Consider the following 22,911-nt stretch of genomic DNA (forward strand, 5'->3'; position numbering starts at 1 on the left):
GGCGGCTGGTTTTGCAGCAGCCGATTTGGCAGCTGGCTTGGCTGCAGCTTTAGCTGGCGCCTTGGCAGCAACTGCTTTGCTCGCAGGCTTTTTCGCTGTGCTCGCGGAAACCGCTTTTGCCGGGGTACGAGTACCCAGTACTTTAGCCACAGCTTCTTTCACACGACCAACGCCCTGGGCCAGTTTCAGGCTTTCCTGAGCATCTTTTTTGAGTTGGGAAATGTAGGTGCGGGTTTCAGCCTGGCGATCCTTGAGGGCGTCCAGCAGGTCCTCAAGTTCTTTGACAGCGTCTTTGGCTTTGGCTTGCGCCTTGGCCTTGCCGGCAGTAGCGGCGTCTTGCAGTTTGGTGCGGGATTTATGCAGCTTTTCTTGCGCTTTACCGCGTTGTTTTTCCAGCTTGGCGAGCAGTTTTTCTGCATCGGCCAAGGCTTGGGAACAAGCGCTTTCCAGATGTTCGAGCAAGCTGCCCGAGAGTTGTTGGAGTAAATGCAACGGGGTATTAACAGGCTTCTGTTTGGCCGACATGGTTTACCTCCTGGCTGACGTGGGTGCGGCTCATACTAGCCCTCTGCTCTTACCGCCGCTAGGGCATGTTGACAGTATCGTTTGCCTTGCGTTGCACCGTGAGAAAATTCTTATCGATATAACGAAAAACCGCGGCACTTTTTAAGCACTCACACTGGCATAATCCGTCGCACTTTCGGCGGGAGCATGCCCATGTCGCGTTACCTTTTTCTAGTGCTTGGCTTGGCGATTTCGGTGGCCAATGCAGGCGAGCAAGCGCCACCAAAAACTACTACGCAAGACCCGCATGACCTCGCCTACAGCCTGGGCGCAAGCCTCGGTGAGCGCTTGCGCCAGGAAGTCCCCGACCTGCAGATTCAGGCGCTGCTCGATGGCCTCAAACAAGCTTATCAAGGCAAGCCACTGGCATTGGATAACGCGCGTATCGAGCAGATTCTCGCGCAACACGAAGCGCAAAGCGCTGCTGATGCTCAGGCACCGCAGAGTGAAAAAGCACTTGCCGCCGAACAACAATTTTTGACCAAAGAAAAAGCCGCGAATGGCGTGCGTGAATTGGCAGATGGCATCCTGCTCACCGAGCTGTCGCCCGGCACAGGCAGCAAGCCGTCAGCCAATGATGAGGTACAAGTAAACTATGTGGGCCGCCTGCCCGACGGGACCGTCTTTGACAAGAGCACTCAACCGCAATGGTTTCGCCTGGACAGTGTGATCAGCGGCTGGAGCAGCGCGTTACAGCAGATGCCGGTGGGTGCGAAGTGGCGCCTGGTGATTCCATCCGCCCAGGCCTATGGCGCCGACGGCGCTGGAGAGTTGATCCCGCCGTATACACCCCTGATTTTCGAAATCGAGTTGCTTGGCACTCGCCACTGACCCAATAAAAAAGGTGCGCCATGCGCACCTTTTTTTATCTCGCCCGCAGGGGTCAAACCTGGGTGGCGGACTCTTCCTTGTGGGCGTTGTGCAGCACTTCGATCAAGCAGTCTTCCAGCTCGAAACGCTCGTGAAGCAGCCCGCCCAATTCCTTGAATTTTTCAGCAACACAATTACCGGCATCACACAGGTCGGTGAATGCCAGCAGCTTTTCAGTGATGACATCGATGCGCGGGTAAATGGTTTCGGCCAAGTCCAGACCACGCTGATCGTCAAAGGCTTCCGCCTCTTTGGTCAGTTGCTCGTAAACACCGAAATGGCCGGCAGACACGTAGTCCACCAACACACCGCAAAAATCCTGCAACGGTTCGCGATTCTCAGCCAATGCTTCGGGCTTTGCGCCGAGAGCATCAAAGGCCCGAACCAGTTCGTGACGTGCCTTCAACCAGCTGTCGATCAGCTTGTGCACACCACCCCAGCGTTCCTGAGCATTCTGACAACTTTCCAGCATGATGATCTCTCTTCCCTATAGGGGCGCTGCTGCCCGGTGACCGCTCAATACTTCAGGGGTAGAGCAGCAGGCGGACAAGGCCGCGTCTGACAAACGGTTTCATTAACGCGTGCGGGCCAGATTATGCCCGCATGACTATGGCTTCAAGGTACGCAGGAGAGAAAGTTCATACAAGTGTTTAATCCTGTCCTACACACCACAACGCATTTTCAGTGCTGCACGAGCTGCAAGCGGCGGCTCGAGAGCGAGTGTGAAAACTGCATGACGCCCAGGATCAACATCGACAGGAAGAACAACAGGCTCCACTCCGGAAGGCTCAAATCAAACAGCGTCCAGCTGATTTCAACGCAGTCGACAGTGCCTCTGACCGTCGATTGCAGCGCCTGCCAAAACGACAGGTTTTCAATCATGAACTGCACACTGGGCCAGCAATCCGACGCCTGCTCAGGCGTGGCATTTTGTAGCAGCACCTGGCGCACCGCCGTGATGGCGCCAAGCAGCGCGCAGCCCATACTCGCCAGCCCATAGAGGTAGGCCGTGGTGCGCTTGGGGCTATGAACTGCCGCGACCAGATTGATCAGGGTGAAAGTGGCCAGGTAGAGGCGCTGCATCTGGCACAGGAAACAGGGCCGGAGCAGCGCGCCAAATTCAAGATAAAACGACGCACCCAACGTCAGCGCACCAGCCATGAACGCCAGGAGAAACAGGGAGCGTGAAGGTGCCAAAGACATTTTTATCCGTACCGCAAGAGATAGGCCGTTACGGTAGAGGAAAGGCCCGACCGCTTTCAATACGCACTGACGCAGACAATTCCGCGAGAGCATAGGGATATGCCGTCAGAACCTGGATGACTTTGGGCGGATGGCGGTAGGAATTTGCTACGTAGCGCTTTAGACCTTAGCTTCCAAAGCGTATGGAAGATTGGCCCCACGAAATATCCGGGCCAACCTTCGCTTTTTTCCTACGTTAAACGCGCGCAGGCACTGGCAACGGCGATGCCAGCAGGCGGCTGTCCAACAGGCCCAGGCCTTCCTGGAACAACTGATTACTACGCTCGGTATCGCCCAATTGTGCCAGCAGGCGTGCCAGCTCGGCACAGGCTTCAGGGTTGCGCTGCACTTGCAGGCTACTTTCCAGGTAGTCCCGCGCCTTGCCCCACAAGCTGTTTTGCAGGCAAAGCCGGCCAAGGGTCAGCAGCAGGCTGGCGTCATCCGAATGGTCCTTTAGCCAACCTTCGGCAAACTTCAGTTGCCGGGCCGGGTCGCTGCCGCGCAGCAGCCCATAAAGCCGAATCAAATGGCTGTCGTAACCGCGCTTGATTGCACCGCGCAGCACTTCTTCGGCCTTTGCATCCGCGCCCAGCCGACGCAATTGTTCAGCGTACGCCAAGACCAGTTGTGGCTCCTGACGCTGGGCGGAAGTCAGTTGCTCCCACGCCCGTTCAAGGGACTGCAACCCCGCTTCGCCCTGCTCTTCACGCTGGACGGCCAGGCCGAGGTTCTCGCCCCAGGCGCGACGCTCCAGTTCGGCCAACTCGGTAGCCGGAAGTACTTTGTCTTTACGCAGTTCGGGCAGCAGGCGAATCACCGACGACCAATCGCCGCGCTGCTGATGCAGGCGCTGCAACTGACGCAAGACCTGCGGGTTATGCGGATGACGCTCATGCATCGCCTGCAAGGTGACCAGAGCACCTTCCGTATCGCCACGGTCCATCTGCAATTGCGCATGGCTCAAGGCGACGGCCAGTTCCGCCTGGGGCTGGCGCTCGAGGGCGCGCTCCAGCAAACCGTCGGACTCTTCATAACGGCCCTGTTCATTGGCCGCACGGGCCGCGCCGAGGTAGTACAGCAAGGGTTGGCGCTCCGCCTCGGCAGCGCGATGCAAATGGCGCTCGGCACTGGCCCAGCGGCCTTCGGCGAGGTCCATCTGGCCCTGCTCGATCGCAATCTGCACGCGGCGGCTGCGATTACGCCGAGACCACGGGTTAACCACACCTCCGGAAGTAGTAACCAGGCTTATGAGCACGCGAACGAGGTAGATCGCCAGACCGATGGCAAACAACGCCAGCAGCGTCGCCCACACGCTCGATTCGTAATGCAACACGTGGGGATAAGTAATCAGCACATAACCGGTGTGTTTGGAAATGCCCACAGCCAGCGCCAAGGCGATCGCAATCGCCAGCACCAGGACCACATAGAAACGCTTCATCGGCTCTACTCCTGGGCCGCCGGCGCGGCCGCCGACGACTTGGCTTCATCGGCAGACAGATGACGGCGCTCAAGATAGGCCTGCACAGCCGCCAGGCTCGCGGCCAGGTCGGGGGTCACCACGGAAACCGCCTTGGGCTCAAGCTCGGCAATACGCGCCAGCATGGCCTTGCTCTGCGGGTTGTCCTGATTGAAGTTGTCTTGCAGCACGCTGCGCGCTTCACCCAACGAGCGGCTGTATACCGCTGTTTCGCCATTGAGCGCCGCCCATTGCGCTTGCTCCAGGGCCAGGCTGAGGGCCAGGCGTACCTGGTTCAAGCCTTGGCCGGCGAGTAGAGGGCGGATGTTGTCGTCCGGGTTGAAATTGATGCGGAAGTAGCGGGAAATCTGCTCCCACCATTGGCTCCAGCGATTGTCTGTATCCGTAGTCGGGCGCCCATCAGACCCAGGTTCAGTGAGCTGGTATTCGGGTGCGATCGCCGCCAGTTGCACGACCTGATCACGCAGCGCCGCCAATTGCAGGTACAGGCCGGTGCGATCCGGTTGTTCGGTGCTGCGCAGCGCGGCAAGGCTCTTGGCCAATTGTTCGCGGGCTGCGTAGGAACCCGGATCGCTTTGTTCACGAAGAATCTCGTCGGCGCCCTGTACCAGCGACTGGGCACTGTTGATGTCCTGCAAGGCGGACAAACGCAAGCTGGCCAGGCGGATCAAGTGCTCGGCCTCGGCCAGTCGCCAGTCCTGTCGGCTGGCGCCCAGCACGGTTTCCAGACGCTGGCTCAAACGCTGCTGATCACCCTGCAACTGGGCGACCAGGCGGCGGCGCTCCTCCAGCTCGTCCCCCGCAGGCAACTGCGCCAGGCGTGCAGCCAGTTGTTGCTGACTCTGCTTGAGGGACTGGGATTGATCATCGAGCGTCTGCACCTGGCCCAGCTGCTGCTGGCTGCTGGCTTGCAGGGCGCGGACCTGCCAGATCCCCCAACCGCCGGCGGCAACACCTGCGGCGCCGAGCAACAGGGCGAGGATTGCCAGGCCATTGCCACGGCGTGGCGCGGTGACCTGTGACTCAACCGGCGCATCAAGTGCGGGTTGGGTTTCATCTTTAGGCAAGGCTGTTTCGCTCACGTATCCGTCCTTTGCGTATCAGAGAGTGGGGGCGGCCTGCTTCATGGGGCAGAACTGCGCAACGCCACTAACAAAGCCGCGGCACTCGCGCCGCGACAATCCACAACTTTTTCGGCGCCAGCAGCGCGCGCCATTTCATACACACGCGGGCTGGGCACGAACAACGGCAACTGCGCCACCTGCGGCCAATCGCCGCCGGCCAGGGCCTGCAGGTGTAAAAAACCCTGCCCACTGCTGACCACCAGGCCGTTCAAGCGTTCCAACTGGATGCGTTCCATCAACTCTGCGCCGGTGTAAACCGGCAGGAAGCGCCGATACAACTCGAGATAATCGACACTAGCACCTCTCGCGCGCAAGTGCTCAGCCAGCAGCCCCCTGCCACCCTCGCCGCGCAGGATCAGCACCCGGGCATCAGGGCGTGCAATAGCCTCGCGCAAGGCGGGCAATTGAAGCAAGGCCTCGCTGTCGTCGCCAGTAGGGGGGTACTTAACATTCAGGCCATGTTCGGCAAGCACCTGCCCGGTGGCTGCGCCGACACTGAACCATGGCAACTGTGGCCATGCTCGCTCAAGTTGCGCCACGGCAAGGCGCGCCGCAGGCTTGCTGACGACGATCACCGCACAATAACGGCCCAGGTCACGGAAGACCGCTTGCTGTTCAGGTGTAACAGGAAGCGGTTCGATGCCCAGCAAAGGCAAGCTGCTGCTGAAGATACCGGCTTCGGACAACGACGCCGCCAGGGCCATCGACTCCTCGGCAGGCCGCGTCAGCAGCACACGCCATTGGGTCACTGTGGACCCGCCTCGCCGTAGATTTTTTGCAGGATGGCGCCGGCGCCTTTTTCCAACAGTTCTTCCGCGACCTGAATGCCCAAGGCTGTGGCATCACGCTGTGGCCCGCGCACCTCGGCAGTCAGCAACAAACCGCCTTCAGGATCACCGACCAGACCGCGCAGCCAGATATTTTCACCTTCGAGCACGGCGTAGCAGGCGATTGGTACCTGGCAGCCGCCATTGAGGTGTTTGTTCAGTGCGCGTTCGGCCGTGACACGGACTTCGGTGTCGGCGTGATCAAGCGGTTTGAGCAATGCATGGATTTCACTGTCGGCGGTGCGGCACTCGATGCCCACCGCGCCCTGCCCGCCTGCCGGCAAACTGTCTTCGACGCTGATCGCCGAAGTAATACGGTCTTCAAAACCCAGGCGGATCAAGCCAGCCGCCGCCAGGATGATCGCGTCATATTCACCGGCATCCAGCTTGGCCAGGCGGGTATTGACGTTGCCGCGCAGAAAGCGAATCTGCAGGTCCGGGCGCCGGGTCAGTAATTGCGCCTGGCGACGCAGGCTGGACGTGCCGACGATGCTGCCCAACGGCAACTCATCCAAGGACGCGTAGGTGTTGGACACAAAGGCGTCGCGCGGGTCTTCGCGCTCGCAGATGCAATACAGGCCCAGGCCTTGCGGGAAGTCCATCGGCACGTCTTTCATCGAATGCACGGCGATGTCGGCTTCGTTCTCCAGCAGCGCGGTTTCCAGTTCCTTGACGAACAAACCCTTGCCGCCGATCTTCGACAGTGGCGAGTCAAGCAGCTTGTCGCCGCGACTGACCATGGGCACCAAGGAAACCTTGAGGCCCGGATGGGCCTGCTCAAGGCGTGCTTTGACGTATTCGGCCTGCCACAAGGCAAGGGCGCTTTTACGGGTGGCGATGCGGATTTCGCGAGAGGACATGGATCAATCCGTACTGAATAGATACGGCAGATAATAACAGCTCAGGCAAACACGCTTTGATTTGAATCAGCAAGTGCGGGGCCTCCCTGGCCGCGTCGCACCGGGATAAGGGTTAGAGGCCGCGCCACAGCCCTCGGGCTAAAGCTGCTGCATCATTTTGCGCACGCCAGCGACGTGGCGGCGGCTGACGATCAAGGCATCGCCGTTAAGCCCTTTCAAAAACAGCTGAAAGTGTCCCAGGGGCGTGCGTTGCAGACGCTCTATTCGCTCTCGCGCCACCAGCGCGTTGCGGTGGATACGCACAAAGCGGTCGCCGAACTCATCCTCAAGCGCCTTGAGCGGCTCATCGAGCAACACTTCGCCAGCCTCGTGACGCAGGGTCACGTACTTGTGATCGGCAATAAAATAGACCACCTGGTTCAGCGGGATCAGCTCGATACCTTTGCGGGTCCGTGCGCTGATATGGCTACGCGGCCCATTGCCACTTTGAGCGGCGGGCTGAGTCAGGGCGGCGAGCTGGACGCGGTTGGGGCGCTCGGCCTTTTTCAGGGCCTTGAGCAATGCCTCGCCCGTGACCGGCTTGAGCAGGAAGGCAACGCCACTGTCTTCCAGCGTCTGCTCGGGAAACTCATCCTGCGCGGCGCACAACACGACCGCAGGCGGCGATTCTCGCTCACTCAGGCGAGCGGCGACTTGCAGGCCATCAAGGCCTGGCAGGCGGATATCAAGCAGCACCACATCCGGTTTGAGGCTGTCGATCAGCGTCAACGCCTCTTCCCCCGTGGTGGCGCTGGGTTCAAGGACTGTATAGCCCTCAAGCTCACTGACCAAACGGCTCAGTCGCTCGCGGGCTTGGGGTTCGTCATCAACGATCAGGACATTCATATTGCGCTGGATTCCTGCGTGAGTCTCGCACAAGGATAGCGTAGACAGGTGCGGTGACTTGCGTCACAGCGATCCACGCTAAGACTAGCGCGAGCGGCAAAAAGTGCCCCGAGAGCGGCACCCAAATTTACCCGGACCTGTTCAATAACGCCCAAGACCTGCTGCCTTTGCGCATCGTCATAGGGTTTGCTGATACACAATCCGAATACCCCCCTTTTTTAATGGATAGTCTGGGCTATGACCGCATCACCCGACTTTGGTGCATTCACACACTATCAGTCCAACTGTAGACGCTCGCTGAGACGATATAGCTCATTCGTAAAATATCGCATCAATAAGCCTCTGCTTGCAGTCTCGTCCCGGACGCGGTCGGCGGCAAGGCACTTAGCCATCTGTGGCGCAAATAAAAATGCCGACCACCCGCAGCACCGCCTCCACGGGCAACCCTGTTATTATCGGCGGCACACCTCCACGCCTCTTTTAAGCAGATCACGAGCGAATCCATGAGCACCGACAAGACCAACCAGTCCTGGGGCGGCCGCTTCAGTGAACCCGTCGACGCCTTCGTCGCCCGCTTCACCGCCTCCGTCACCTTCGACCAGCGCCTGTACCGCCACGACATCATGGGCTCCATCGCCCACGCCACGATGCTGGCGAAAGTCGGCGTGCTGACTGACGCCGAGCGCGACAGCATCATCGACGGCCTGACCACCATCCGTGGTGAGATCGAAGCCGGCACGTTCGACTGGCGCGTCGACCTGGAAGACGTGCACATGAATATCGAGGCTCGCCTCACCGACCGTATCGGTGTGACCGGCAAGAAATTGCACACCGGTCGCAGCCGTAACGACCAAGTGGCCACCGATATCCGCCTGTGGCTGCGCGATGAAATCGACCTGATCCTGGGCGAAATCACCCGCCTGCAAAAAGGGCTGCTGGAGCAGGCCGAGCGTGAGTCGGGCACCATCATGCCCGGTTTCACCCACCTGCAAACCGCACAACCCGTGACCTTTGGCCACCACCTGCTGGCCTGGTTCGAAATGCTCAGCCGCGATTACGAGCGTCTGGTGGATTGCCGCAAACGCGCCAACCGCATGCCGCTGGGCAGCGCAGCACTGGCCGGCACCACGTACCCGATCGACCGCGAATACACCGCGCAACTGCTGGGTTTTGACGCCGTGGGCGGCAACTCTCTGGACGGCGTGTCGGACCGCGACTTCGCCATCGAATTCTGCGCCGCCGCCAGCATCGCGATGATGCACCTGTCGCGTTTCTCCGAAGAGCTGGTGTTGTGGACCAGCGCGCAGTTCCAGTTCATCGACCTGCCGGACCGCTTCTGCACCGGCAGCTCGATCATGCCGCAAAAGAAAAACCCCGACGTGCCGGAGTTGGTACGTGGCAAGAGCGGCCGTGTGTTCGGCGCGCTGATGGGCCTGCTGACCCTGATGAAAGGCCAGCCTCTGGCCTACAACAAGGACAACCAGGAAGACAAGGAACCGCTGTTCGACGCCGCCGACACACTGCGCGACTCGCTGCGCGCGTTTGCCGACATGATCCCGGCGATCAAGCCCAAGCACGCGATCATGCGTGAAGCGGCGCTGCGCGGGTTTTCCACCGCGACCGACCTGGCGGACTACCTGGTGCGCCGTGGCCTGCCGTTCCGTGATTGCCACGAAATCGTTGGCCACGCCGTGAAGTATGGTGTGGACACCGGCAAAGATCTGGCGGAAATGAGCCTGGAAGAGTTGCGCAAGTTCAGTGACCAGATCGAGCAGGATGTGTTTGCGGTGCTGACGCTGGAGGGTTCGGTGAATGCCCGTGATCACATCGGCGGCACTGCGCCGGCGCAGGTGAAGGCAGCTGTCGTGCGCGGCCAGGCACTGCTCGCCAGCCGCTGAAAGCTAAAAGCATCGCAGGCAAGCCAGCTCCCACATTTGACTGCATTCCAGCTTGGAACTCGGTCAAGTGTGGGAGCGGGCTTGCCCGCGATAGCTTTTTCATAGGCACCGAGAATCTATTTCTTGGCCGCTATCATCGCCATAAACGCCGGCATCGCCGCCTCCCTGTCCGCCGCCACCTTCTGTGCATTCGGCATTGCATGCAGCTTTTCCAGCAACGCTTTCGCCGCAGGCATTTCAGCCAGCAAATCCAGCCCAAATAACTTCTCGCCCACCGCGCAGGCGAGGTTCACGCTGTACATAAAGTACACATCCGCAATCGTGAAGCTCTCCCCCGCCACATAGGGCGCGAACTTGCCGTGCCGACCTAACGAAGCGATCCCGAGCAACAGCTCGGACTTGGATTTCTCCTTGATCGCTTCCGCCACCGGCATGCCGAAAAACGCTTCGGCGAAACACGCGCGGGCAGGCAGTTCGATGTACAGCTCGATTTCCCGGCACAGCGCCAGCACTTGAGCGCGCTGAAACGGCTCGCCAGGCAGCAACGCAGGGCCTTCCTGGGTTTGCTCGATATATTCAAGGATCACGCTGGTTTCGTTGATAAAACCCTGTTTGACGCCCAGCACCGGCACTTTGCCCCGAGGGCTCACGGCCAGCGCTTCGGGGGTCTGGCCCGCGTAAAACGGCACCTCTTCAAACGGCAGCCCCTTCTCCAGCAGTGCCAGTTTGACCATGTTGTAGTAGTTGCTGACCGAAAATCCGTAGAGCTTGAGCATTGCGACTGCCTCCAGGCCGGGTGTGGGGTTGGCTGCAAGAGTTATAGATCCCAGGGCCCGTCCTGACCAGCAGCATCACCCGTCTGAATGGGCGTAGACTGGCGGCCTTTCCTTGAGGAGCCTGCCATGAGCGAGCCAACCGATATCGACAACGACGAAGAAGATTTCACCGAAAGCACGCTGATCCAGGCGATCGAAAACCAGCTTGAGAGCGACAACCCGCCTGCGGCCAAAGCGACATTCAACAAGTTGACCCTGGTGGGCTACGAGCGGGATGACATCCTCAACCTGATGGCCCACGTGCTGGCCGTCGAAATCGACAAAATGCTCGAAGAAGACCGCGCATTCGATACCGAATGGTACGAAACAGCGCTGCGGGCCCTGCCCGAATTGCCGCCAGAGAACCAATAACATCCAAAACTCCAGGCGGGTGCTGATCCCTGTGGGAGCTGGCTTGCCTGCGATGGCATCGCCTCTGCGCAACCGTTAAACCGAGTCGCCAGCATCGCAGGCAAGCCAGCTCCCACAACCGGCTGGACAGTTCAGCAAAGTGCGTTCACCTTATGCCCTGCTAGCCTCTAATAAATTCTTAGAAAGTCTGGAGTCCTTATGTCGTATACCCCTGAATTGGTTGCCGAACTGGAAATCCTTACACTCTTCAGCCTGGGCAGCACCCAGGAAGGTCTGAAAGTCCACCAGACCGCCGCACCCACTGCCATCGCCGCTGCCAAGCGCCTCCACGCGAAAGGGCTTATCGACCAACCGGACGGCGGCTACCTGACCAGCCTTGGCCGGGACGCTGCAGAGCAGGCCCAAACCCTGCTGACCATCTTGACCACCGCCTCCACCAAAGAAGCCGCGTAACACCTGAAACCGCCCATGGAGTCCGCCCCTTGCGGATTCCGAGGGCGTTGCTGTGGATTACTCAAAATTCTGACGCCAAAAACCATTTCCCTCTAAACCTCCTACGCTTCTGTCTGTAAACTCCTACACGGCCGCCCACGTCGGGCCCTGCGAGCCACCGAGTTCGACATGACCCGCACCCATGAAATCCGCCCCGACCTGGACGAAGGCATCGACCGCAAGGTGCTGGCCCAGCTGCGCGCGCGCTTCATGGCCCTCAACGAAGGCCGCATGGCGCGAGCCGTCGAGGGGCTGACCCCGCGCCAGCAAAGCGTATTGACGCTGCTGCCACTGTTTTTTCACGTCAATCACCCGCTGTTGCCAGGCTATGTGTCGAGCAGCACGCCCGCCGGGCTGTCGAATTTCGAACCCGACGCCCAAGCCCTGACCGAAGCTCAGCGCCTGACCCGTTCGTTTTCCTACAAGCCGCGCCATGGCAACCCACCCCGGCCCATCCACGGCCTGTTTCTGATGGGCAGCCTTGGCACCCTGGCCCAGGCGGACCAAAGCGATATGGACGTGTGGGTGTGCCACGCGCCGAACCTGAGTGAAAACGAACTGGCCGAGCTGCGCAAAAAATGCCAGTTGCTGGAAGTCTGGGCCCAGACCATGGGCGCCGAGGCGCACTTTTTCCTGATCGAGCCGACGCGCTTTGTGTTGGGCGAACGCGACACGCAACTGAGCTCCGACGATTGCGGCACCACCCAGCACTACCTGCTTCTGGACGAGTTCTACCGCACCGCCATCTGGCTGGCCGGCCGCACGCCCATCTGGTGGCTGGTACCGGTCTACGAAGAAAGCCGCTACGCCGAATTTACTCACGCGCTGATCTCCAAACGTTTTATCCGCGCGGATGAAACACTCGACCTCGGTCATCTGGCGCATATCCCGCCAGGGGAATTTATCGGCGCCGGGCTGTGGCAGCTGTTCAAGGGCATCGAGTCGCCCTACAAGTCGGTGCTCAAGCTGCTGCTGACCGAGGTCTACGCCAGCGAGCACCCGAACGTGCATTGCCTGAGCCTGCGCTTTAAACGCGCGGTGTTTGCCAACCAGATGGACCTGGATGAGCTGGACCCATACATCGTGGTCTACCGCCGTATCGAGGAATACCTCAAGGCGCGCAACGAGCCGGAACGCCTGGAACTGGTACGCCGCAGCCTGTATTTGAAGGTCAACCGCAAGCTCAGCGCCGGCCAGCGCAGTACCAGCTGGCAGCGCTTGCTGCTCGAGCGTCTGGCCCATGAATGGGGCTGGGACCAGCGCCAACTGGCCTTGCTGGACAGCCGCAGCCAGTGGAAAGTGCGTCAGGTCGCCTCGGAGCGCCGCGCATTGGTGAATGAGCTGAATTACAGCTACCGGTTTTTGACCCAATTCGCCCGCACCGAGCAAACCGCCAGCCTGATCAACAAGCGCGACCTGAATGTGCTGGGCCGCCGCCTGTATGCCGCGTTTGAACGCAAGGCCGGCAAAGTCGAATTCATCAACCCAGGCATTGCTCCAGACCTGGCCGAAGACACGTTGACGCTGGTGCAATCGCCCAATCGCAAAGAACCGGGCCAGCACCACTGGGGCCTGTACAACGGCAACCTCACGGCCCTGGAGTGGGAGCACTTCGCGCCGATCAAGCGCAGCCGCGACCTGCTGGAAATGCTCACCTGGTGCCACCGCAACGGCGTGATTGACAGCAGCACCCGCCTGGCGCTGCACCCGGGCGTCAGCGACATGACCGAATTCGAGCTGTTCAACCTGCTGGGCAGTCTGCAACAGACCATCGCCCTGCCCCTGACGGGCGTCGATGAAGAGCGCCTGTTGCGCTCGGCCGTGCCGGAAGAAGTCTTGCTGCTGATCAACGTTGGCGTCGACCCACTCAAGCATCACCGCGACCTGAACATCCTGATGACCACCGAGCGCACCGACTCCTTGAGCTACGCCGGTGTGCGCGACAACCTGGTACTGACCCTAGACCAGGTCACGCTTAACAGCTGGAACGAGGTGATGGTCAGCCGCTACGACGGCCCGCACGCACTGCTCGACTGCCTGCGCGACTACCTCAATCAGCTGCCGCCGGACCATCTTCCCCGGCTGCGAGTGCGCTGCTTCTGTCACAACCGTGCGCAGTTCATTGCCCAGCGCGTGGAGGAGGTTTTCGATACCGCGCAAAACCTGCTGCTCGGCCAAAGCAATCATCGTTACCTGCTTCAAGTGCAGCAGCACTATCACGTCATGGAATTGATGCCGGGCCAGGCCACGCATGTGTCACTGCCGACTCAGGACGCGCTGATCGCCTATCTCAGTGAAGAGTTGGCGGCATATAGCCCACTGCACCTGGACGCCAGGGCGCTGGAAGACCATGACCTCGCGCTGCTGCTGCCCATGGGGCTGGCCGATTGCGTGCAGGTGTTCTACCGGGTCAACGAAGGTTTCGCCGAGCTGTACGTGCTGGATGAGTTCAACGCGCTCTGGCAGCAGCGCTTGCCGTTCCATGATGAGCAGAGTTTGTTGGCGCCACTGCAGCGTTTTCTGCAATCCATCCTCTTTCGCCGCGAAGCGCTCTCGCCCCTCGACTCGCAACAGCCGCTGGGCGAAGTGCAAATCTTGTATTACCAACTGTTGCCGTCGGGAAGCTTACGCGCGCGCGGCATCGAACCGCGACCCGCCCCTTCCACCCCCGCCAACAAAGCGTTTTATGACGTGCAGGCGATTATCGGCAAGGCCGCACCGGGTCAGGTGGGAATTACCCTGTATTGCAATCAGCGAGAGTTTTCCGAACTGGAGTTTGGCGACCAGCTGTTTGCAGTGGTCGCCCAGGAGATCGTCGGGCAACGCCAGGAAACCGAGCGTTACCGCTGCTACATCACTGACCTGGATTTGTCCGGGCTGCTCGGTGATGTGCAAAGCCCGAGCAATCTGTATTTGCGCTACAAGGCCGAGCTGGAACTGTCACTCAATTCAGCGCTGAGCCAAATTTAAAGAGCGAAAGCGCCGCCGTCTTTAGGCTGGCCTTCAACATTGAGCAATTCCAGCTTGAGGGTCTTGCCGCCGGGTGCCGGCCAGTCAATGTGCTGACCCACCTGCAAGCCCAGCAACGCGCTGCCCACAGGTGCGAGGATCGAAATCTTGCCTTCGTCGGCATTCGCGTCTTTCGGGTAGACCAGGGTGAGGTGGTAGTCCTTGCCGCTGCTCTGCTCACGGCAGTGCACGCTGGAGTTCATAGTCACGACACCTGCAGACACTTCATCGTGACCAACCACGTCTTCAGCGCGGTCGAGTTCGGCTTGCAACGCTTCTACGCCAGGAAACTCGTCGCCCAGGCGGTCGATCAGTTGCTCCAGACGCTGCACGTCCAGACGGGTGAGGATGATGGAAGGTGCGGTCATGATTCAGGCAGACTCCTTTTTTCTGCACAAAAAAGCAAAACCCCGCCAGAAAAAGGCGGGGTTCTCACGGGCCTCGATGAGTTGAGGCGTACCCGGACACTACCACAGCGACACAAATAAACAAGGCGACCTCAGGCGTGCGCCCTGCGCTGCTCAGCCTGGGCGCAAATCACCCGGCGGCGGGCATCGTCGGCGGAGCGCCATTCACGGATGTCTTCCACGTGGCGGAAGCAACCGAGGCAGACTTTCTGATCGTCCAGGCGACACAAACTGATACAAGGTGACGGCACCGCCGGGCTGACATTGCTGAACAGCGGCTTGGGCGGACGTACAGGTGCAGGCTGGGTCACGGTCAGATCTCGTCCTGCCCCAACTCATCAAAGTCCAGCGCTTCGCCGGTATATTCCTCGACCAGGCGCGCGAGCATTTCACCCAACAGCTCCTCACTCTTGTCGCACTGCCATTTACCGCTTTCTTCGTCATAGTCGAAGTGAACACCACCGGAGCGCGCCGCCAGCCACAGCTGACGCAGCGGTTCCTGGCGACTGAAGATCAACTGTTGGCCGCTCTCGAACTTGACGGTCAACACGCCGGCCGAGTTTTCGAGGTCCACGTCCAGGCCGCTGTCGTCGAAAATATCTTCCAGCGCCTGCTGGGTCGAATCCACCAAGTCGTGAAAACGGGCTTCGGTCAAACTCATTGTGGCAACCTCAAAAGTGTCTGGTCTTGCTCAAGCGCCGCACGATACGGGCGAGCTTCGCCGATTGCAAAGGATACTGATTTCATCCGCGCCAGCTGCATGAAAATTCCTCAGCCAGCGTAGCCTGCTTCTCAACTATCTCGGCAAACCCCCGCCGGACGGGTATTCCGGCGCATAGGCAAGCTGGCGGGTGGTCGGTATACTCGGGCGCAATTAATGCATATTCAAGGATTTCGCCATGAAGCGCCTGATCTCTTCCCTTGCTGCGCTCGTCGCGGTCGCTTGCCTCGTTAGTGCCTGTGGTCAAAAAGGCCCGCTGTACCTGCCCGATGACAGCAAAGACCCGAATGACCAGGCGCAATCGTCGCAAAAGCCATCAAAAGCGCACAAGCACGACACCTACGAATAAGGGAACTCCATGGACGCTTTTAACTACCGGGACGGCGAGCTGTTCGCGGAAGGCGTGGCGTTGTCCGCGATTGCCGAGCGCTTTGGCACCCCGACTTATGTGTACTCGCGTGCGCATATCGAAGCCCAATACCGTTCTTTCACCGACTCACTGGACGGCGTTCCACACCTGGTGTGCTACGCGGTCAAGGCCAACTCCAACCTGGGTGTACTGAATGTCCTGGCACGCCTGGGCGCCGGTTTTGACATCGTCTCCCGTGGCGAGCTGGAACGTGTACTGGCGGCCGGTGGCAAGCCTGAAAAGATCGTGTTTTCCGGCGTCGGTAAAAGCCGCGAAGACATGCGCCGCGCGCTGGAAGTGGGTGTGCACTGCTTCAACATCGAATCCACCGACGAGCTGGAACGCCTGCAGGTCGTGGCCGCCGAGATGGGCGTTCGCGCGCCGATCTCCCTGCGCGTCAACCCGGACGTCGATGCCGGCACCCACCCGTACATTTCCACCGGTCTCAAAGAGAACAAGTTCGGCATCGCCATTGCCGACGCCGAGGACGTGTACATCCGCGCCGCCCAACTGCCAAACCTGGAAGTGCTGGGCGTGGATTGCCATATCGGTTCGCAGCTGACCACGTTGCCACCCTTCCTCGACGCCCTCGACCGCCTGCTGGCGTTGATCGACCGCCTCGGCGAATGCGGCATCTACCTGCACCACATCGACCTCGGTGGTGGTGTAGGCGTGCGTTATCGCGACGAAGAGCCGCCGCTGATCGCCGACTACATCAAAGCGGTGCGCGAGCGCATTGAAGGCCGTGACCTGACGCTGATGTTCGAGCCGGGCCGCTACATCGTCGCCAACGCCGGCGTGCTGTTGACCCAGATCGAGTACCTCAAGCACACCGAGCACAAGGATTTCGCCATCGTCGACGCGGCGATGAACGACCTGATCCGCCCGGCGCTGTATCAGGCCTGGATGAATGTCACCGCCGTGACGCCTCGCAACAGCGAAGCGCGCGCCTATGACATCGTCGGCCCGATCTGCGAAACCGGCGACTTCCTGGCCAAGGATCGTCAGTTGGCGCTGGAAGAAGGCGACCTGCTGGCCGTGCATTCGGCCGGTGCCTACGGGTTTGTCATGAGTTCCAACTACAACACCCGCGGCCGTACCGCCGAGGTGCTGGTGGACGGTGATCAAGCGTTTGAAGTGCGTCGCCGCGAGACGGTAGCCGAGTTGTATGCTGGCGAAAGCCTGCTGCCGGAGTAAGCCATGCTGCTGCGTTTTACCAAAATGCACGGGCTGGGCAATGATTTCATGGTCCTGGACCTGGTCAGCCAGCACGCGCACATCCTGCCCAAACACGCTAAACAGTGGGGCGATCGCCACACCGGCATTGGTTTCGACCAGTTGCTGCTGGTGGAAGCGCCGAGCAACCCGGAGGTGGATTTCCGTTACCGGATCTTCAACTCCGACGGTTCCGAAGTGGAACAGTGCGGCAACGGTGCGCGCTGCTTCGCGCGCTTTGTGCTGGACAAGCGCCTGACTGCCAAGCGCCAGATTCGCGTCGAGACCAAAAGCGGTGTGATCGAGCTGGATATCCGCAGCGACGGCCAGATCAGCGTCAACATGGGCGCGCCACGCCTGGTGCCGGCGGACATCCCGTTCCAGGCTACCGAGCAGGCAGCCAGCTACGCGCTGGACGTTGATGGCAAAAGCGTTGATATCGCCGCCGTGTCCATGGGCAATCCCCATGCCGTGCTGCGCGTCAACGACATCAACAATGCCCCGGTGCATGAACTGGGGCCGAAGATCGAACACCACCCGCGCTTTCCGGCACGGGTGAATGTGGGTTTTCTGCAGGTGATCGACCGTTCCCGCGCGCAATTGCGCGTGTGGGAGCGCGGCGCCGGCGAAACCCAGGCCTGCGGTACCGGTGCTTGCGCCGCTGCCGTGGCCGCGATCAGCCAGGGGTGGATGGATTCGCCCCTGCTGATCGACCTGCCTGGTGGGCGTTTGTCCATCGAATGGGCAGGCCCTGGCCACCCGGTATTAATGACCGGGCCGGCCTCGCGTGTATACGAAGGACAGGTCCGTCTATGAGTGAGCCAAGCCAATGACCGATAAGCCTCAAGTACCCGCCCAAGCATCTCCAAGTGAAAGTCTGGAGGCCGCTGCAGTTGCGGCGTTCCTTGAGGCTAATCCGGACTTCTTCGTCGAGCACGAAGAACTGCTGCCGGCCTTGCGCATCCCTCACCAGCGCGGCGATACCGTGTCGCTGGTGGAGCGGCAAATGAAGATACTGCGCGAGCGCAATATCGAAATGCGCCATCGGCTTTCACAGCTGATGGACGTTGCCCGCGACAATGACCGCCTTTTCGACAAGACCCGGCGCCTTATTCTGACGCTGATGGACGCTACCAGCCTGGAAGAAACGGTGATCGCCGTGGAAGACAGCCTGCGCCAGGACTTTCAGGTGCCTTTTGTCAGCCTGATCCTGTTCAGCGACAACCCGATGCCGGTGGGCCGCTGGGTCAGCGGCAGCGACGCACAGACCGCCATTGGCGGCTTGCTCTCCGAAGGCAAGACCATCAGCGGTACCTTGCGTGAGCACGAGCTGGACTTTCTGTTTGGTGCCGAACAGCGCAAACAGATCGGCTCCACCGCCGTCGTCGCCCTCAGCCACCAAGGCCTGCACGGCGTATTGGCCATCGCCAGCCGTGATCCTGCGCACTATAAAAGCTCCGTGGGCACGCTGTTTTTGACCTACATCGCCGAAGTGCTGGGCCGCGTGCTGCCGCGCTTTACCACCGCCCTGCGCGCGGTGCGCTAGCCATGGAACGGCAACTGGACGCTTACTGCGCTCACCTGCGCAACGAGCGCCAGGTGTCACCCCACACACTGGAAGCCTATCGGCGGGACTTGAACAAGGTCCTGGCGTACTGCGAAAAACATCACATCAGCAGCTGGAAGGCCCTGGATATCCAGAGCCTGCGTGGCCTGATCGCGCGTTTGCACCAGGCTGGTCAGTCTTCGCGCAGCCTGTCGCGCTTGCTGTCGGCGGTGCGTGGGCTCTATCACTACCTCAATCGCGAAGGCCTGTGCGACCACGACCCGGCCAATGGCCTATCGCCGCCCAAGGGCGAGCGGCGCCTGCCCAAGACGCTGGATACGGACCGCACCCTTCAACTATTGGATGGCGCCGTCGAGGACGACTTCCTGGCCCATCGTGACCAGGCGATTCTGGAGTTGTTCTACTCCTCGGGCCTGCGCCTGTCGGAGCTGACCGGCCTTAATCTCGATCAGCTCGACCTCGCGGACGGCCTGGTGCAAGTGCTCGGCAAGGGCAGCAAAACCCGCGTGCTGCCCGTGGGGCGCAAGGCTCGCGAAGCCTTGCAACTGTGGCTGCCACTGCGCCTGTTGACCAACCCGGCGGACGACGCGGTGTTTGTCAGCCAGCAAGGCCGACGCCTCGGTCCACGCGCCATTCAGCTGCGGGTCAAGGCGGCCGGCGAGCGTGAGCTGGGGCAAAACCTGCACCCGCACATGCTGCGCCACTCCTTCGCCAGCCACCTGCTGGAATCATCACAGGACCTGCGCGCCGTGCAGGAATTGCTCGGCCACGCCGACATCAAGACCACGCAGATTTACACCCACCTCGACTTCCAGCACCTGGCAACGGTGTACGACAGCGCCCATCCACGGGCCAAACGCATCAAGGGCGGCGACTCATGAGTATCAAGCTGATCACCTTCGACCTGGACGACACACTCTGGGACAACGTACCCGTCATCATCGGCGCCGAAGCGTCGATGCGCGAGTGGCTGGCGGTGAACGCCTCCAAAGTGGGCGACCTGCCGCTGGAGCACTTCGCAAAGCTGCGCCAGACCGTGCTGGAGCGCCATCCCGAGCTGAAATACCGCATCAGCATTCTGCGCCACCGCGTGCTGATGCACGCGTTTGAAGAGGCGGGTTATCCACAGCCGCAGGCCACTGAAATGGCGGACGTGTGCTACGAGGCGTTCATCCACGTGCGGCACCAGCTCACGCCCTTTCCTGAAGCAGAGCCGATGCTTCAAGCCCTACGCGAGCACTTTCTGCTGGGGGTGATCACCAACGGCAACGCGGACGTACAGCGCGTAGGCCTGGCACATTACTTCCACTTTGCCCTGCGCGCTGAAGACATCGGCATCGCCAAGCCGGACGCGCGATTGTTTCAGGAAGCGTTGCAGCGTGGCGGTGTGGAGGCGAGCCAGGCGGTGCATATTGGTGATCACCCTGGCGATGACATTGCCGGGGCGCAACAGGCAGGGCTGCGGGCGGTGTGGTTTAACCCGACGGGCAAGGCCTGGGAGGGCGAGACAGCTCCAGATGCGCAGATTCGCAACCTGACCGAGCTGCCGCCCTTGCTTCGTAGCTGGAACCAACACTAAACCCCTGTGGGAGCTGGCTTGCCTGCGATAGCGGTGGGCCAGACATCACAGAGCCAGCTGATAGACCGCCATCGCAGGCAAGCCAGCTCCCACAGAGGATTTATTCCAGGCATGAAAAAGCCCGCAGCGACGGCGGGCTTTTTCTTACAAGCGATAACTGACCTCAGATAGGTCGGCTGCCGTACTTGTTATCAGGCTTTTTCGGTGGATCAGCCACCACGTTGGCCTCGACTTCCTGCACTCTGCCGCCTTTAGCGAGGAATTCTTCCATCGCACGGGCCAGCGCATCGCGCTCTTTGTTCTTGGCTTCAACGCTTGGCAGCTCGTCTACCGACACTGCAGCCTTGGCTTTGCCTTTGGCTGCTTTGGCAGGTGCGTCTTCGCCACCGTCATCGCCCTCGTCAGCAACGTCTTCGACCGCTGCCTCAAGACCTTCTTCGGTATCGTCTTCGTCACCCGATTCGAGTTCGTCGTTTTCCAGATCATCGTCGCTCATGTTCTACCTCATGACTTGCGAAAAGCAGATTAGTTATAGCCCAGCTTCACCCTCTGTCGAGGTCGCCGGAAAAAAATCAACATCCACTGGTTAACCAGTGGCTTATGCCTCATCACCATGCAACGTGGCGAGGACTTTACGAGCACCGCCATGATCACGGTGCTCGCCCAGATAAACACCTTGCCAGGTCCCCATCGCCAAGCGGCCGGCGTTCACCGGCAAACTCAGCTGGCAGCCCAGGAGACTGGCCTTGAAGTGCGCCGGCAGATCATCCGGACCTTCGTCGTCATGTTCGAACCCTGCACGCCCTTGCGGCACCAGCGAGTTGAAAAAACGCTCGAAGTCACGGCGAACCGCCGGGTCGGCATTCTCGTTGACCGTCAACGAGGCCGAGGTGTGCTGCAGCCACAGATGCAACAGGCCCACACGGCACGCCTTTAATTCAGGCAAGCCGGCGAGCAACTCGTCCGTCACCAGGTGAAAGCCCCGGGGCTTGGCCCGCAGGGTTATCAGGGTCTGTTGCCACATACAGTTCTCCGCCCATCGGCGCGCATTCTAGCGCGCTCTGGGAAAAAACAAAGTGTCGAATACGCCTACATACCTGTAAGACTTTCACACGCTGAAAAGTGCCGTGTGCGCTCCATCACAAACTTTGCGCAAAAACCGGTACAGCGCCCTATCACTGACAAACGCCAGACAAAAAAATGCCCGGCAAGCCGGGCATCTTTTTTACGCGTACTTACAAGTTGTAGCCGCGTTCGTTGTGTTGCGCCAGGTCGAGGCCGACCGCCTCTTCCTCATCGGTAACCCGCAGGCCCATGACCGCATCCAGCACTTTGAGGATGATGAAGGTCACGATGGCCGTGTAGATCACGGTGAAGCCGACGCCTTTGCACTGGATCCAGACTTGCGCCGCGATGTCAGTGGTGGTGGCGTTGAAGCCGCCCATCGCCGGTGCAGCGAACACGCCGGTCAGGATTGCGCCGAGGATACCGCCGATACCGTGCACGCCGAAGGCGTCCAGGGAGTCGTCGTAGCCCAGTTTGCGTTTCAGGGTCGTGGCGCAGAAGAAGCACACGACGCCAGCCGCCAGGCCGATCACCAGAGCGCCCATCGGGCCCACAGTACCGGCAGCCGGAGTGATTGCTACCAGGCCTGCAACCACACCCGAGGCGATGCCCAGTGCGCTTGGCTTACCGTGGGTGACCCACTCAGCAAACATCCAGCCCAGCGCCGCAGCAGCGGTAGCGATCTGGGTAACCAGCATCGCCATGCCGGCAGTGCCGTTGGCCGCAGCAGCAGAGCCTGCGTTGAAGCCGAACCAGCCAACCCACAGCATGGCGGCGCCGACCAGGGTGTAACCCAGGTTGTGCGGTGCCATCGGGGTGGTCGGGAAGCCTTTGCGCTTGCCGAGTACCAGGCACGCCACCAGGCCAGCCACACCGGCGTTGATGTGAACCACGGTGCCGCCTGCGAAGTCCAGCACGCCCCAGTCGCCCAGCAACGAACCCGGACCGCCCCACACCATGTGAGCAATCGGCGCGTAAACCAGGGTGAACCAGATGCCCATGAAGATCAGCATCGCGGAGAACTTCATACGCTCGGCGAAAGCACCCACGATCAGCGCAGGAGTAATGATGGCAAACGTCATCTGGAAGGTGACAAACACCGACTCAGGGAACAACGCCGCCGGGCCGGTGATGCTGGCCGGGGTCACACCCGAGAGAAAGAGTTTGGACAGGCCGCCCACAAACGAGTTGAGGTTGACGACGCCTGCTTCCATACCGGTGGTGTCGAACGCCAGGCTATAGCCGTACACGAACCAGAGGATGGAGATCAGGCCGGTGATGGCGAAGCACTGCATCATCACCGACAGAATGTTTTTGGAGCGAACCATGCCGCCGTAGAACAGCGCCAGGCCCGGAATGGTCATGAACAGTACCAGCGCGGTGGATGTGAGCATCCACGCCGTGTCGCCGGAATTGAGGACTGGAGCTGGGACTGGGTCCGCCGCCAATGCCAGGGCCGGCATTACGAGGGACAACAGGGCTCCTAGCCCTGCGAATTTACGCAGAGTCATAT

The 22,911-nt window shown here is 60.5% G+C and carries 26 protein-coding genes; 11 read left to right on the forward strand and 15 right to left on the reverse strand.

Annotation, left to right across the window (positions count from 1 at the left end; genetic code table 11):
- Positions 1–525: AlgP family protein (locus tag BFW87_RS32245; RefSeq protein ID WP_254865865.1), on the reverse strand; the 525-nt coding region annotated here is incomplete at its 3' end.
- A 192-nt stretch (positions 526–717) separates the two neighbouring features.
- On the opposite strand from BFW87_RS32245, the gene BFW87_RS10170 reads away from it, so the two are divergent.
- Positions 718–1,395, forward strand: a complete 678-nt coding sequence (locus tag BFW87_RS10170) for an FKBP-type peptidyl-prolyl cis-trans isomerase (protein ID WP_078739717.1) — start codon at positions 718–720, stop codon at positions 1,393–1,395.
- 52 nt (positions 1,396–1,447) lie between these two features.
- Here BFW87_RS10170 and BFW87_RS10175 read toward each other — a convergent pair whose 3' ends face one another.
- From BFW87_RS10175 to BFW87_RS10205, 7 genes are all read right to left on the reverse strand, one after another.
- Positions 1,448–1,906, reverse strand: a complete 459-nt coding sequence (locus tag BFW87_RS10175) for an Rsd/AlgQ family anti-sigma factor (RefSeq protein ID WP_078739718.1) — start codon at positions 1,904–1,906, stop codon at positions 1,448–1,450.
- A 209-nt stretch (positions 1,907–2,115) separates the two neighbouring features.
- The gene (locus BFW87_RS10180; RefSeq protein ID WP_078739719.1) at positions 2,116–2,637 is read right to left on the reverse strand and encodes a disulfide bond formation protein B; all 522 of its coding nucleotides are present in this window, start codon (positions 2,635–2,637) and stop codon (positions 2,116–2,118) included.
- Between the two features lie 235 nt (positions 2,638–2,872).
- A complete protein-coding gene (locus tag BFW87_RS10185) occupies positions 2,873–4,114 on the reverse strand; it encodes a heme biosynthesis protein HemY (protein WP_078739720.1) in 1,242 nt (413 codons plus the stop codon).
- 5 nt (positions 4,115–4,119) lie between these two features.
- Complete coding sequence (locus tag BFW87_RS10190; protein WP_078739721.1) at positions 4,120–5,235, reverse strand: uroporphyrinogen-III C-methyltransferase; 1,116 nt, start codon at positions 5,233–5,235, stop codon at positions 4,120–4,122.
- A gap of 41 nt (positions 5,236–5,276) precedes the next feature.
- Positions 5,277–6,026 (reverse strand): uroporphyrinogen-III synthase, encoded by a 750-nt coding sequence (locus BFW87_RS10195; RefSeq protein WP_078739722.1) that lies wholly within the window; start codon positions 6,024–6,026, stop codon positions 5,277–5,279.
- Complete coding sequence (hemC, locus tag BFW87_RS10200; RefSeq protein WP_078739723.1) at positions 6,023–6,964, reverse strand: hydroxymethylbilane synthase; 942 nt, start codon at positions 6,962–6,964, stop codon at positions 6,023–6,025. The genes BFW87_RS10195 and hemC overlap by 4 nt, the downstream gene beginning before the upstream one ends.
- Positions 6,965–7,102: 138 nt before the next feature.
- On the reverse strand, positions 7,103–7,849 hold the full coding sequence (locus BFW87_RS10205) for a LytR/AlgR family response regulator transcription factor (protein ID WP_078739724.1): 747 nt from the start codon (positions 7,847–7,849) through the stop codon (positions 7,103–7,105).
- Positions 7,850–8,352: 503 nt separating this feature from the next.
- On the opposite strand from BFW87_RS10205, the gene argH reads away from it, so the two are divergent.
- Positions 8,353–9,747 carry an argininosuccinate lyase gene (argH, locus tag BFW87_RS10210; protein ID WP_078739725.1) on the forward strand — a complete coding sequence of 465 codons (1,395 nt, stop codon included), beginning with the start codon at positions 8,353–8,355 and terminating at the stop codon, positions 9,745–9,747.
- Positions 9,748–9,863: 116 nt separating this feature from the next.
- On the opposite strand, the gene BFW87_RS10215 is transcribed toward argH, so the two are convergent.
- On the reverse strand, positions 9,864–10,523 hold the full coding sequence (locus tag BFW87_RS10215) for a glutathione S-transferase family protein (protein ID WP_078739726.1): 660 nt from the start codon (positions 10,521–10,523) through the stop codon (positions 9,864–9,866).
- 126 nt (positions 10,524–10,649) lie between these two features.
- Between BFW87_RS10215 and BFW87_RS10220 the strand changes: the two genes are divergently transcribed.
- The 3 genes from BFW87_RS10220 to BFW87_RS10230 all read left to right on the forward strand — a co-directional run bounded on the left by BFW87_RS10220 (position 10,650) and on the right by BFW87_RS10230 (position 14,396).
- Positions 10,650–10,934 (forward strand): hypothetical protein, encoded by a 285-nt coding sequence (locus BFW87_RS10220; RefSeq protein WP_078739727.1) that lies wholly within the window; start codon positions 10,650–10,652, stop codon positions 10,932–10,934.
- A gap of 198 nt (positions 10,935–11,132) precedes the next feature.
- Entirely contained in the window at positions 11,133–11,387 is a 255-nt protein-coding gene (locus tag BFW87_RS10225; protein ID WP_078739728.1) for a TIGR02647 family protein, read from the forward strand.
- A gap of 168 nt (positions 11,388–11,555) precedes the next feature.
- Positions 11,556–14,396 carry a class I adenylate cyclase gene (locus BFW87_RS10230; RefSeq protein ID WP_078739729.1) on the forward strand — a complete coding sequence of 947 codons (2,841 nt, stop codon included), beginning with the start codon at positions 11,556–11,558 and terminating at the stop codon, positions 14,394–14,396.
- On the opposite strand, the gene rnk is transcribed toward BFW87_RS10230, so the two are convergent.
- From rnk to cyaY, 3 genes are all read right to left on the reverse strand, one after another.
- Positions 14,393–14,803, reverse strand: a complete 411-nt coding sequence (gene rnk, locus BFW87_RS10235) for a nucleoside diphosphate kinase regulator (RefSeq protein ID WP_078739730.1) — start codon at positions 14,801–14,803, stop codon at positions 14,393–14,395. The two genes, BFW87_RS10230 and rnk, sit on opposite strands and share 4 nt — an antisense overlap.
- A gap of 131 nt (positions 14,804–14,934) precedes the next feature.
- Entirely contained in the window at positions 14,935–15,153 is a 219-nt protein-coding gene (locus tag BFW87_RS10240) for a DUF1289 domain-containing protein (RefSeq protein WP_078739731.1), read from the reverse strand.
- A gap of 2 nt (positions 15,154–15,155) precedes the next feature.
- On the reverse strand, positions 15,156–15,503 hold the full coding sequence (gene cyaY, locus BFW87_RS10245) for an iron donor protein CyaY (RefSeq protein WP_078739732.1): 348 nt from the start codon (positions 15,501–15,503) through the stop codon (positions 15,156–15,158).
- Positions 15,504–15,741: 238 nt separating this feature from the next.
- Here cyaY and lptM point away from each other — a divergent pair, with 238 nt between their 5' ends.
- Genes lptM through BFW87_RS10280 form a run of 6 tightly spaced genes read left to right on the forward strand, consistent with a single transcriptional unit; the run spans position 15,742 to position 20,333 of the window.
- Entirely contained in the window at positions 15,742–15,912 is a 171-nt protein-coding gene (gene lptM / locus BFW87_RS10255) for an LPS translocon maturation chaperone LptM (protein WP_078739734.1), read from the forward strand.
- Between the two features lie 9 nt (positions 15,913–15,921).
- On the forward strand, positions 15,922–17,169 hold the full coding sequence (lysA, locus tag BFW87_RS10260; protein ID WP_078739735.1) for a diaminopimelate decarboxylase: 1,248 nt from the start codon (positions 15,922–15,924) through the stop codon (positions 17,167–17,169).
- Between the two features lie 3 nt (positions 17,170–17,172).
- The gene (gene dapF / locus BFW87_RS10265; protein ID WP_078739736.1) at positions 17,173–18,003 is read left to right on the forward strand and encodes a diaminopimelate epimerase; all 831 of its coding nucleotides are present in this window, start codon (positions 17,173–17,175) and stop codon (positions 18,001–18,003) included.
- A 13-nt stretch (positions 18,004–18,016) separates the two neighbouring features.
- Complete coding sequence (locus BFW87_RS10270) at positions 18,017–18,733, forward strand: DUF484 family protein (protein WP_078739737.1); 717 nt, start codon at positions 18,017–18,019, stop codon at positions 18,731–18,733.
- A gap of 2 nt (positions 18,734–18,735) precedes the next feature.
- Positions 18,736–19,635, forward strand: coding sequence for a tyrosine recombinase XerC (gene xerC / locus BFW87_RS10275; protein ID WP_078739738.1), 900 nt, complete (start codon positions 18,736–18,738; stop codon positions 19,633–19,635).
- Positions 19,632–20,333 carry an HAD family hydrolase gene (locus BFW87_RS10280; protein ID WP_078739739.1) on the forward strand — a complete coding sequence of 234 codons (702 nt, stop codon included), beginning with the start codon at positions 19,632–19,634 and terminating at the stop codon, positions 20,331–20,333. Before xerC ends, BFW87_RS10280 begins: the two co-directional genes overlap by 4 nt.
- Positions 20,334–20,496: 163 nt before the next feature.
- Here the strand turns inward: BFW87_RS10280 and sutA are convergent, their stop codons facing one another.
- From sutA to BFW87_RS10295, 3 genes are all read right to left on the reverse strand, one after another.
- Complete coding sequence (gene sutA, locus BFW87_RS10285) at positions 20,497–20,829, reverse strand: transcriptional regulator SutA (protein ID WP_078739740.1); 333 nt, start codon at positions 20,827–20,829, stop codon at positions 20,497–20,499.
- Positions 20,830–20,931: 102 nt separating this feature from the next.
- Entirely contained in the window at positions 20,932–21,357 is a 426-nt protein-coding gene (locus BFW87_RS10290; protein WP_078739741.1) for a secondary thiamine-phosphate synthase enzyme YjbQ, read from the reverse strand.
- A gap of 211 nt (positions 21,358–21,568) precedes the next feature.
- Complete coding sequence (locus BFW87_RS10295) at positions 21,569–22,909, reverse strand: ammonium transporter (RefSeq protein ID WP_078739742.1); 1,341 nt, start codon at positions 22,907–22,909, stop codon at positions 21,569–21,571.
- Between the last annotated feature and the right edge of the window lie 2 nt (positions 22,910–22,911).

This window comes from Pseudomonas fluorescens, from assembly GCF_002022275.1.
Taxonomy (GTDB): domain Bacteria; phylum Pseudomonadota; class Gammaproteobacteria; order Pseudomonadales; family Pseudomonadaceae; genus Aquipseudomonas; species Aquipseudomonas fluorescens_AJ.

Excerpts from the sequence above, each read along its gene's own strand:
- BFW87_RS10170 (WP_078739717.1), top strand. The coding sequence starts at position 718 with ATGTCGCGTTACCTTTTTCTAGTGCTTGGCTTGGCGATTTCGGTGGCC.
- BFW87_RS10175 (WP_078739718.1), bottom strand. The coding sequence starts at position 1,906 with ATGCTGGAAAGTTGTCAGAATGCTCAGGAACGCTGGGGTGGTGTGCAC.
- BFW87_RS10180 (WP_078739719.1), bottom strand. The coding sequence starts at position 2,637 with ATGTCTTTGGCACCTTCACGCTCCCTGTTTCTCCTGGCGTTCATGGCT.
- BFW87_RS10185 (WP_078739720.1), bottom strand. The coding sequence starts at position 4,114 with ATGAAGCGTTTCTATGTGGTCCTGGTGCTGGCGATTGCGATCGCCTTG.
- hemC (WP_078739723.1), bottom strand. The coding sequence starts at position 6,964 with ATGTCCTCTCGCGAAATCCGCATCGCCACCCGTAAAAGCGCCCTTGCC.
- BFW87_RS10205 (WP_078739724.1), bottom strand. The coding sequence starts at position 7,849 with ATGAATGTCCTGATCGTTGATGACGAACCCCAAGCCCGCGAGCGACTG.
- argH (WP_078739725.1), top strand. The coding sequence starts at position 8,353 with ATGAGCACCGACAAGACCAACCAGTCCTGGGGCGGCCGCTTCAGTGAA.
- BFW87_RS10215 (WP_078739726.1), bottom strand. The coding sequence starts at position 10,523 with ATGCTCAAGCTCTACGGATTTTCGGTCAGCAACTACTACAACATGGTC.
- BFW87_RS10220 (WP_078739727.1), top strand. The coding sequence starts at position 10,650 with ATGAGCGAGCCAACCGATATCGACAACGACGAAGAAGATTTCACCGAA.
- BFW87_RS10225 (WP_078739728.1), top strand. The coding sequence starts at position 11,133 with ATGTCGTATACCCCTGAATTGGTTGCCGAACTGGAAATCCTTACACTC.
- BFW87_RS10230 (WP_078739729.1), top strand. The coding sequence starts at position 11,556 with ATGACCCGCACCCATGAAATCCGCCCCGACCTGGACGAAGGCATCGAC.
- rnk (WP_078739730.1), bottom strand. The coding sequence starts at position 14,803 with ATGACCGCACCTTCCATCATCCTCACCCGTCTGGACGTGCAGCGTCTG.
- cyaY (WP_078739732.1), bottom strand. The coding sequence starts at position 15,503 with ATGAGTTTGACCGAAGCCCGTTTTCACGACTTGGTGGATTCGACCCAG.
- lptM (WP_078739734.1), top strand. The coding sequence starts at position 15,742 with ATGAAGCGCCTGATCTCTTCCCTTGCTGCGCTCGTCGCGGTCGCTTGC.
- lysA (WP_078739735.1), top strand. The coding sequence starts at position 15,922 with ATGGACGCTTTTAACTACCGGGACGGCGAGCTGTTCGCGGAAGGCGTG.
- dapF (WP_078739736.1), top strand. The coding sequence starts at position 17,173 with ATGCTGCTGCGTTTTACCAAAATGCACGGGCTGGGCAATGATTTCATG.
- BFW87_RS10270 (WP_078739737.1), top strand. The coding sequence starts at position 18,017 with ATGACCGATAAGCCTCAAGTACCCGCCCAAGCATCTCCAAGTGAAAGT.
- xerC (WP_078739738.1), top strand. The coding sequence starts at position 18,736 with ATGGAACGGCAACTGGACGCTTACTGCGCTCACCTGCGCAACGAGCGC.
- BFW87_RS10280 (WP_078739739.1), top strand. The coding sequence starts at position 19,632 with ATGAGTATCAAGCTGATCACCTTCGACCTGGACGACACACTCTGGGAC.
- sutA (WP_078739740.1), bottom strand. The coding sequence starts at position 20,829 with ATGAGCGACGATGATCTGGAAAACGACGAACTCGAATCGGGTGACGAA.
- BFW87_RS10290 (WP_078739741.1), bottom strand. The coding sequence starts at position 21,357 with ATGTGGCAACAGACCCTGATAACCCTGCGGGCCAAGCCCCGGGGCTTT.
- BFW87_RS10295 (WP_078739742.1), bottom strand. The coding sequence starts at position 22,909 with ATGACTCTGCGTAAATTCGCAGGGCTAGGAGCCCTGTTGTCCCTCGTA.